The sequence below is a fragment of the Streptomyces sp. SAS_270 genome (assembly GCF_052543295.1).
In genome coordinates this window covers 102,481-111,168 of record NZ_JBMNDS010000024.1, presented here as the reverse complement: position 1 = coordinate 111,168, position 8,688 = coordinate 102,481, and the positions used below count along the sequence as shown (strand labels likewise).

The 8,688-nt window shown below is 72.7% G+C and carries 8 protein-coding genes; all 8 read right to left on the bottom strand.

Annotation, left to right across the window (positions count from 1 at the left end; genetic code table 11):
• Positions 1 to 108: 108 nt before the first annotated feature.
• Complete coding sequence (locus ACN6LB_RS18650) at positions 109 to 1,269, bottom strand: sugar phosphate isomerase/epimerase family protein (protein ID WP_445026898.1); 1,161 nt, start codon at positions 1,267 to 1,269, stop codon at positions 109 to 111.
• A gap of 188 nt (positions 1,270 to 1,457) precedes the next feature.
• Complete coding sequence (locus tag ACN6LB_RS18645) at positions 1,458 to 2,900, bottom strand: alkaline phosphatase family protein (RefSeq protein WP_445026897.1); 1,443 nt, start codon at positions 2,898 to 2,900, stop codon at positions 1,458 to 1,460.
• A 20-nt stretch (positions 2,901 to 2,920) separates the two neighbouring features.
• Positions 2,921 to 4,090 carry a metabolite traffic protein EboE gene (gene eboE / locus ACN6LB_RS18640; RefSeq protein ID WP_445026892.1) on the bottom strand — a complete coding sequence of 390 codons (1,170 nt, stop codon included), beginning with the start codon at positions 4,088 to 4,090 and terminating at the stop codon, positions 2,921 to 2,923.
• A 3-nt stretch (positions 4,091 to 4,093) separates the two neighbouring features.
• Positions 4,094 to 4,942: a TatD family hydrolase gene (locus ACN6LB_RS18635; protein ID WP_445026891.1), complete on the bottom strand. Its 849-nt coding sequence runs from the start codon at positions 4,940 to 4,942 to the stop codon at positions 4,094 to 4,096.
• A complete protein-coding gene (locus tag ACN6LB_RS18630) occupies positions 4,942 to 5,721 on the bottom strand; it encodes an EboA domain-containing protein (protein WP_445026890.1) in 780 nt (259 codons plus the stop codon). The genes ACN6LB_RS18635 and ACN6LB_RS18630 overlap by 1 nt, the downstream gene beginning before the upstream one ends.
• The gene (locus ACN6LB_RS18625; protein WP_445026889.1) at positions 5,718 to 6,602 is read right to left on the bottom strand and encodes a sugar phosphate isomerase/epimerase family protein; all 885 of its coding nucleotides are present in this window, start codon (positions 6,600 to 6,602) and stop codon (positions 5,718 to 5,720) included. The genes ACN6LB_RS18630 and ACN6LB_RS18625 overlap by 4 nt, the downstream gene beginning before the upstream one ends.
• Positions 6,599 to 7,507, bottom strand: a complete 909-nt coding sequence (locus ACN6LB_RS18620) for an SCO3242 family prenyltransferase (RefSeq protein WP_445026888.1) — start codon at positions 7,505 to 7,507, stop codon at positions 6,599 to 6,601. Before ACN6LB_RS18620 ends, ACN6LB_RS18625 begins: the two co-directional genes overlap by 4 nt.
• On the bottom strand, positions 7,504 to 8,628 hold the full coding sequence (locus tag ACN6LB_RS18615; protein WP_445026887.1) for an inositol-3-phosphate synthase: 1,125 nt from the start codon (positions 8,626 to 8,628) through the stop codon (positions 7,504 to 7,506). Before ACN6LB_RS18615 ends, ACN6LB_RS18620 begins: the two co-directional genes overlap by 4 nt.
• Positions 8,629 to 8,688: the final 60 nt, after the last annotated feature.

The following is an 8,688-nucleotide window of genomic DNA, read 5'->3' as shown; positions in this document are numbered from 1 at the left end:
CCCCCCCCCCCCCCCCCCCCCCCCCCCCCCCCCCCCCCCCCCCCCCCCCCCCCCCCCCCCCCCCCCCCCCCCCCCCCCCCCCCCCCCCGCCCTGGTCGTCGGTGCGTGCTAGTGGCGCTTCTTCCGGAGGGCCGCGAGGTTGTCGTAGCCGATCTTCGCGTGCTTCAGCGACTGCCCGGGGTCGGTTGCGCTGGGAGCGTTGTCCTGCTCGACCATGGGGTTGTGGTAGTTCCGCGCACCGACGCGCGTGAAGAACCTGGTGTAGTCGATGACGCCGGTACCGAAGGGCACCATGTCGTATCCCATGCCGTTGGTGGTGTTGACGATGCCGTCCTTGGCGTGGAACAGCGGGTAGCGCTTGTTGTTGCACGCGACGAGCCCGGCGGGGTCGAAGACCTTCTCCTGGGTCGAGCCGTCGTGGGCCGTGTAGGTGTGGAACTTGTACTGGGCCACATGCGCCCAGAAGATGTCCATCTCCAGCCAGACGGCCCTGGGGTCGGTGTTCTTGAGGAAGTACTCCAGCTTGCGGATGCCGGAGCTGCGGGTGGGGCGGCCCTGGTCGTCCGCCGGGCCCCCGTCGAGCAGGAAGGCGTAGGCCGCGTCGTGGTTGTGGGTGTAGAGCTTGATGCCTTCGCGGCGGGCGATCTCACCAAGGGCGTTCCACTTGTCGGCGGCCACGTCCCAGTCGGCCCGGTAGGCGCTGCCGGTGGGGTCGCCGCCGGTGCCCATGTGGTCCATGCCGAGGATGTTGGCGATCTCCAGGTGCTTCTTGAAGGTGTCCAGGTCGGGAGCCGTCAGCGGCCAGGAGGGCGGTATGAAGCCGTGGTTGCCCTGCGCCCGCAGTCCGTAGGCGTCGAGCCAGGAGCGCAGCAGCCTGGCGCCCTCGACGGACTCCAGGTTCGCGCCGCCCGGTGCGTTGGCGTGCTGGCCGTATCCGGCGAACTCCACCTGGCGGTAGCCGAACCGCGAGAGCTGCTGGAAGACCTCGCGGAACCCGGAGGGCAGATCGCCGGCGAGCGGGTCGCGGCCCACTGCGTCGCGGACGGTGTAGAGGATGATGCCGCGCCTGTTCGCGGGAATCAGGACGCTGCCGCCGTGGTCGCCGCCTCTGCCCGCGTCCTGGGCCAGGGCGGGTGAGGCGCCGAGCACGGGCGCGGCGATGGCCGCGGTCGCGGCGGCTGTGCAGGTGCTGAGGAAACTGCGGCGGCTGACGCCGAGGGTGCGGCGCAGGGCGTCGCCGGTTGCGGATTCGTCGTTGAACGCGGTCACGGTCACTCTCTTCTCTTTCGGGTCGTGGTCCGGCTCTACGGGTGCCGGACGGCTGGTGGCGGTGGCGGTGGCTGGTGGGCGTGGCTGATGTGGTCTGGTCCGTCTGCGGTTTGTCCACAGGCCGAACGCGTTGTCAGTGGCGCGTGTTTCACTTTCCGTAATCGCTCGTCACGCCTGGTGGGTTCTCGTCACCCGAGTCCTGCCAGGCCGAGGAGCAGGGATTTCACTTCGGTGGCCGCGACGCGGCCGTCCACAGCGCGGGGGGTGGAGCAGATGATGAGCGGACCTTCGTCGTCGCTCAGGGGAAGGCGGCCGTGGCTGCCGCGAATAGGTGAGGGGTCCAGCGGCACGACCGCCATGCGGTAGCGCATGCCGAGCTTCTTGCGGGCGAGAGCGCCCGCCGCCTTCACCTTGATGTAGGGGTCGAGCGGATCCATGAAGAGTTCGACCGGGTCGTAGCCGGGTTTGCGGTGGATCTCGACGAGTCGCGCGAAGTCGGGGGCGCGGGCGTCGTCGAGCCAGTAGTAGTACGTGAACCAGGCGTCCGGCTCCGCGACGGCGACGAGTTCGCCGGAGCGCGGGTGGTCGAGATGGTGGGTCTTCTTGCCCTCGTCGTCGAGGAGTTGGGCGATGCCGGGCAGCCCGGCAAGCGCGGCCTTCGTGGCCGACAGGTCCTCGGGGCGTCGCACATAGACGTGCGCGATCTGGTGGTCGGCGACCGCGAAGGCACGTGACGCCATCGGGTCCAGGTACTCCATGCCGTCCTGTGTGTGCACTTCGAGGAGTCCGGCGCGGCGCAGGGCGCGGTTGATGTCGACGGGGCGGTCGGCGCGGGTGATGCCGTATTCGGAGAGTGCGACGACGGTACGGCCCTCCGCCCGCGCGTCGTCGAGCAGCGGGGCCAGGGCGGCGTCGAGGTCGGTGGCCGCCCGGAGGGAGCGTGGGTCGTCGGGGCCGAAGCGCTGCAGGTCGTAGTCGAGGTGAGGGAGGTAGCAGAGGGTCAGGTCGGGGTGGCGGGTGCGGTTGATGTGGCGGGTCGCGTCGATGATCCACCGGCTGGAGACGAGGTCGGCGCCTGGCCCCCAGAAGTGGAAGAGCGGGAACGTGCCGAGTTTCTCGGTGAGTTCGTCGTGCAGGGCCGGGGGCCGGGTGTAGCAGTCGGGTTCCTTGCGGCCGTCGGCGTAGTAGACGGGACGGGGGGTGACGGTGATGTCGGTGTCGGCGCCCATGGCGTACCACCAGCAGATGTTGGCGACGGTGTAGCCGGGATACGCGCGCCGGGCGGCGTCCCACAGTTTGTCGCCGGAGACCAGGCCGTTGTGCTGGCGCCACAGCAGTACGTCGCCGAGCTCGCGGAAGTACCAGCCGTTGCCGACGATGCCGTGCTCGCTTGGGTGGGCGCCGGTGAGGAAGGTCGACTGTGCGGCGCAGGTGACGGCGGGCAGGACGGTGCCGAGGTGGGCGCGGGAGCCGGTCCGGCCGAGGGCCTTGAGGCGGGGCATGTGATCGAGGAGACGGGGGGTGAGGCCGACGACGTCCAGGACGAGGAGAGGGGTGGGGCGGCCGGGACGGGTCTGCGGTGTGCCCTGTGTCTGCGGTGTGCTCGACGGGGTGGTCGTGGGGTCGCTCATGGGTGCGTCGGTGGGTGCGCTCATGGGAGTTCCTTCAGGCCGAGGTCCGTCAGGAGGTCGCGGGCGAGGGTGAGTTCGGCGGCGATGCCGTCGGCGAGTTGAGCGCGGCCGCGGGGGCGCAGCTCGGGCGGCAGGGCCTGCCAGGTGTAGGTCTCGACCTCCAGATGGCGGGTGAGCGGACGCGGGCCGCCGACGAGACGGGCCAGTGCGGCCCGCAGGACCGGGAGTGTGGAGGTGAGGGGCGCCGCGGGGGCGGCGTGCAGCGGGACGTGGAAGTGGGCGCGCCAGGGGCGGGCGTCGGGCAGGGCATCGCCGTTGAGTGCCGCACCGAGGTCGTCGGTGCCGCGCAGGCCGGCGGCGGTGTCCGTGCGGGTCTGGTGCAGGAAGCGGGGTTCGTCGAAGGCGGCGAGGGCCGCGCGGACTTCGGGGAGATGGGGGTGTTCGGCGTGCAGGGCGGCTGAGAGCTGGGACTTGACCACGGGAACGCGGGCGCGGGCGAGCGCGTCCAGGGCGGATTGCGGGTCTTCGAAGGAGGTGGCGAGGTGGCAGGTGTCGACGCAGATGCCGATGCGGTCGTGGCCGATCGCGGCGAGCGGGGCGAGGGCGTCGTGCGTGGTCTCGACGGTGCAGCCGGGTTCCGGTTCCAGACCGACGCGGATGGAGCGGCCGGTCAGCTCCGCCAGGGCGTCGAGGCGTTCGCCGAGTGTGGTGAGGGCGGTGCGGGCGGTCTCGGCTCGCTCGTCGGTGTGCGCCGTACGCCAAGCCAGGGGCAGGGTGGAGATGCTGCCTTCGGTGACGTCCTCCGGCAGCAGCCGGCCGAGGACGCGGGCGAGGGCGGTGGTGTACTCGAGTCGCGCCGGGTCGGCCCAGTCCGGCCTGTACACACGGTACTTGACCTCCCCGGAGCCGAAGCCTTCGTACGGGAAGCCGTTGAGGGTGACGACTTCGAGGCCCCGGCGGTCGAGTTCGGTGCGCAGACCGCGCAACGCGGACGGGTCGGTGACCAGGGCGCGTGCGGCCTCCTTGGCCAGCCACAGGCCGATGCCGAGGCGGTCGCGGCCGAGCCTCCTGCGCACGGGTTCGCAGTGGTCGCGGAGTTGGGCGAGGACGCCGTCGAGGGTCTCGGCCGGGTGCACGTTGGTGCAGTAGGCGAGGTGGACGGTGGAGCCGTCGGGGTGCCGGAAGCGCATGGGTCACTCCCCGCCGCGCAGGATGGAGTTTCCCTCGTGTGTGGTGTCGGTGCCGGCGACGTCGAGGTTCAGGCGGCCGCCGATCCCGTAGAAGGCGACGGGGTTGCGCCACAGCACCAGGTCGACGTCGTCCTCGGTGAAGCCGGCTGCCAGCAGGGCGTCGCCGACACCGCGGGTCTTGAGCGGGTCGCTTCGGCCCCAGTCGGCCGCCGAGTTGACCAGGACCTTTTCGGGGCCGTAGGTCCGCAGGACGGCGACCATCCGTTCCTCGTCCATCTTGGTGTCCGGATAGACGGAGAAACCCATCCAGCAGCCGCTGTCCTTCGCCTCCTTGACGGTGGTCTCGTTCAGGTGGTCGACCAGGACGTGGTCCGGGAGCAGTGCGGACTCCCGGACCACGTCGAGGGTGCGGCGCAGGCCGATGAGCTTGTCGCGGTGCGGGGTGTGGACGAGGGCGGGCAGGCCGTGGTCGGCGGCGAGTTGCAGCTGGACCGCCAGGGCGGTGTCCTCGGCGGGCGTCATCGAGTCGTAGCCGATCTCGCCGACGGCCACGACCTGGTCCTTGACGAGATAGCGGGGCAGCTCGTCGAGGACGGGAACACAGCGGGGGTCGTTCGCCTCCTTGGGGTTGAGGGCGAGCGTGCAGTGGTGGGCGATGCCGTACTGGGCGGCGCGGAAGGGTTCCCAGCCGAGGAGGGAGTCGAAGTAGTCGAAGAAGGAGTCGGGTGAGGTGCGGGGCTGGCCGAGCCAGAAGGAGGGCTCGACGACGGCGCGGACGCCCGCGGCGTACATGGCCTCGTAGTCGTCGGTGGTCCGTGACGTCATGTGGATGTGGGGGTCGAAGATGCGCATCAGCACTCCTTGCCGGACGAGGCGGACGTGCCGGGACTGCCTGAGCTGCCGGAGCTGCCGGACGAGGTGGCCGCGGGGGCGGTCAGTGCCAGAGCGCGGTAGAGGTCGTCCGGCACGGGACGACCCGCGGCGCTGCGTTCGTCGGCGTAGTCGCCGAGCATGCGGGCGAGTTCGGCATCGGCGTGGGCGCGCCGGGGCAGGTCGGCCACAGCGTCCACGGGGACTCCGGTGAACAGGCACTTCAGGACGGCGTGCCGCCAGGGGTGGGCGTCCAGATGCCGGGCGGCGTACGGGCCGACGGCGGCGGCGACGAGCCGGGTGTCGTTGGTGCGCAGGGCGTCCTCGACCAGGGGCACGGCCTCAGGACCGGGCACCAGGTGGGGCAGCGCGTGCAGGACGGCCCGGCGTTCGGCGGCGGTGCCCTGGCGGTACACACGGGCGAGGGTGTCCGGCGCGGCGCGGGCCGCGTGCAGGAGCAGGACACGGGCGTCGTCGGCGTGTTCTGGTCCGCACCGCCGGCCTGCCTCGGCGATCCGCAGCTCCCAGGCGGAGATGGGTCCGCGGGTGCCGGGGCGGTCGGCGGCCTCGTCGAGGGCCTGGTCGAGCCAGGCACGCGCGGCCGGGTCGAGCCGGCCGGTGAGATGGGCGTGGAGAGCGGAGATGCCGGTCGAGGTGGCCTGGCCTGCGCGGTCGCCATGGGGCTGGTCACCGTGGGAGCCGTCGCCCTGGGTGCGGTCGCCAGGGCTGACGTCGCCTTGGGTGCGGTGAGGGTGGTTCATGGGGTTCTCCCTTGGGGGACGCGGGGGATCGCCCCGGCCGCTCGGTGGAGGAAGGAGAGCGAGTGTTCGGCGAGGTGGGGGCCCGCGTGGGAGTGGCGGGGCAGTTCCACGACGGTCAGCGCCCGGTAGCCGGTCTCGGCCAGGGCTTGGAGTACGGGCGGGAAGTCGATCTCCCCGTCCCCGAACGGGAGGTGTTCATGAATGCCGCGGCGCATGTCCTCGATCTGCACATGGCGCAGCCAGGGTGCGGCGGCGCGTACGCAGTCGACGGGCGGAAGGGGTTCGAGGCACTGGCAGTGGCCGATGTCCAGGGTGAGTCCGAGTGCGTCCGGGCTGTCGAGGGCGCGGCGCAGACGGTGGAAGTCGGCGAGCGTGGCGAGCAGGTGCCCGGGTTCGGGTTCGACGGCGAGGGGGACGCCCTCGGCGGTGGCGGCCTCCACTACCGGGGCGAGTGCCTCGGTCAGGCGCTTCCACGCGGTGTCGTCGTCCGTGGCGGACGGGGTCGCTCCGCTGAAGCAGTGCACGGCGTGGGCGCCGAGGTCCGCGGCGACGCGCACGGCCCTGATCAGCAGGTCCGCACGCCGGGCGCGGTCGTCCCTGTCCGGGTCCAGGAGCGAGGGTCCGTGCTTGCGCCGCGCGTCGAGGACATAGCGGGCGCCGGTCTCCACGGTGACGCCGAGGCCGAGCGTCTCCAGTCTGCGGGCCACCTGCCGTGTGCGCGCGGCGAGTTGCGGGGCCAGCGGGTCGAGGTGCATGTGGTCGAGGGTCAGCCCCACACCGTCGTAGCCGAGGTCGGCGAGCAGGGCGAGGGCATCGGACAGGCGGAGGTCGGTGAGGCCGTTGGTGCCGTAGCCGAAGCGCAGGGCGTGCGCGGGGCTCATGTCACGCTCACCTTCCTCGCGAGTCCCCGGGCGACCGGGGCGAGGGCGGCGGTGAGCAGTGCGGTGGTGCGGGCGCCGGAGCGGGCGGCGAGGGCGGCCTGGAGGGGGATCATGGCGCGGATGCCGCCGGCGACAGCTCGCTGGGTGAGCGGGGGTGAGGGGTTCAGGGCGGCGTGGAGGTAGGGGCGGGCTGCGGTTGCGGCGTAGGCGGCGGCCAGGGCTGTGCGGAAGGTGTCGTCCGTGGTGTGGGGCCCGCCCCGGCGGTGGGTCAGGAGCAGGGTGAGCAGGCCTGTCGTGCCCAGGGCCGCCAACGGGGCCAGGGGTGAGCCGCCCCGGGTCTCCTGGCGGGACACGGCAGTCACAGCGAGGGTGTGGGTGCCGAGGAGAGCGGCGGGGAGGAGGGCTTCGCGGGTGCGGCCGGAGGTTGCCGCGGCGCCGAGGAGCAGGTCCAGTCCCCTGGCCGCGGCCATCGTCGCCGGGCCCCCGGGGGTGTGTTTCAGGGCCAGGTCGTACGCCCAGACGGTTGCCGCAAGGGGCACGGCCACCGCGAGTGCGGGCCGGCCGGCGCGGGCGGCGAGGGCCAGACCGGCGGCTGTGAGGGCCATGGCCGCGGTGAGGGCGGCGGGCGAGCCGATGCGGCCGGAGGGAAGCGGCCGGTGCGGGCGGTCCACGGCGTCCTCGTCGCGGTCGGCCCAGTCGTTGAGGGCCATGCCCGCCTCGTACAGGCACAGGGAGCAGCCGACTGCAAGGAGGGTTCGGGAGTCGGGGCGGGCCGCGACTGCCGCCGCGCCGGCGAGTGCATCGCCGGGGACGGTGAACAGGGCGGGCATGCGCAGGAGTTCCACCCAGGCACGCGCGCCGGCATGCAGCGCGGCATCGGGGGTCGCGTCCGCTCGTGGGCTCATCGGACGCTCCCCCGCAGCCGCTGCGCGAAGCCGACGAGTGCCGCGTACTGCTCCCCCAGGGCAGAGGGCCCCTCGCCCACCGGGTCCTTGAAGTAGAAGCCGAGCTCGCTCAACGGTCCCGCGAGGCCGGCCTCGTGGGCGCGCGCGGCCAGGCGCGCCAGGTCGAGGACGAGAGGCGCGGCGAGGGATGAGTCGCAGCCCTGCCAGGTTGTCTGAAGGATCATTCGGGTGCCGAGGAAGCCGTCGAAGGCGATGTGGTCCCAGGCGGTCTTCCAGTCGCCGAGGGCGGGGACGTCGTCGATGTGGACCTCGCCCTCGGGGGTCGTGCCGAGGGTGTCGGCGAGGACGCGTTCCTTGCCGGCGTTCTTCGCAGCCGCGGCGGCCGGGTCGGCGAGGGACGCCCCGTCGCCGCCGCCCAGCAGGTTGGTGCCGGACCAGGCACGCACGGCCAGGGCGCGCTGCGTGAACATCGGGCCCAGGACCGAGCGCAGCAGGGTCTGACCGGTCTTGCCGTCACGGCCCGCGTACGGCAGTCCGCTCGCCGCCGCCGGCGCCGCGAGCGACGGGTGGTGCAGGCCGGTCGAGGGGGTGAAGTTCACATACGGGCAGTCCGCGCGCAGGGCGGCCGCCGCGTAGAGGGAGCTGGCGGGGAGTTCGGTGCCGGTCGGCGCCGGTTCGGTGGAGGCGACGTTGACCACCACGGCCCGTTCCAGGTCGCACCGGCGGACGAAGTCCCGGAGGTCCGCGGCGAAGGTGTCGATCAGCTCCGTCTCGTCGCGGGTGTCGCCGGGGGCCGGTCCACCGGGTCTGATCTCCCGGTCGGCGGCGGCCAGTTCGGCGGCGACGGCGGCGGGCAGGCCGGCCGGCAGGACACCGCCGGCCGCCAGCGCTTCGGCGCGCTTGGGCAGGGGGCAGTCCACGGTGTCGTGGCCGCCGAAGACTAGAGACGAGAGGGCGGGCAAGCGGCAGTCGGCGAACGCCGGAGTCTCGCTGATCATGCCTGTGGGCGGGTGCAGGCCGGCGGTCACGGCGGCGCAGCCCGCGACGACGGTGGTGGCGACGGAGCCGCGCGCTCCGATCAGCCACACGCCCACTCGGGCTCGGGAAAGGGACGCGGACATGGGCAGCTCCTTGTCGACGCGCACGTCGTACGCGCTGGTCGTACGCGCAGGTCGTACGCG

Bases quoted from the DNA above. Each gene is read 5' to 3' on its own strand.
- ACN6LB_RS18645 (WP_445026897.1), bottom strand. From the start codon at position 2,900: ATGAGCGACCCCACGACCACCCCGTCGAGCACACCGCAGACACAGGGC.
- eboE (WP_445026892.1), bottom strand. From the start codon at position 4,090: ATGCGCTTCCGGCACCCCGACGGCTCCACCGTCCACCTCGCCTACTGC.
- ACN6LB_RS18635 (WP_445026891.1), bottom strand. From the start codon at position 4,942: ATGCGCATCTTCGACCCCCACATCCACATGACGTCACGGACCACCGAC.
- ACN6LB_RS18630 (WP_445026890.1), bottom strand. From the start codon at position 5,721: ATGAACCACCCTCACCGCACCCAAGGCGACGTCAGCCCTGGCGACCGC.
- ACN6LB_RS18625 (WP_445026889.1), bottom strand. From the start codon at position 6,602: ATGAGCCCCGCGCACGCCCTGCGCTTCGGCTACGGCACCAACGGCCTC.
- ACN6LB_RS18620 (WP_445026888.1), bottom strand. From the start codon at position 7,507: ATGAGCCCACGAGCGGACGCGACCCCCGATGCCGCGCTGCATGCCGGC.
- ACN6LB_RS18615 (WP_445026887.1), bottom strand. From the start codon at position 8,628: ATGTCCGCGTCCCTTTCCCGAGCCCGAGTGGGCGTGTGGCTGATCGGA.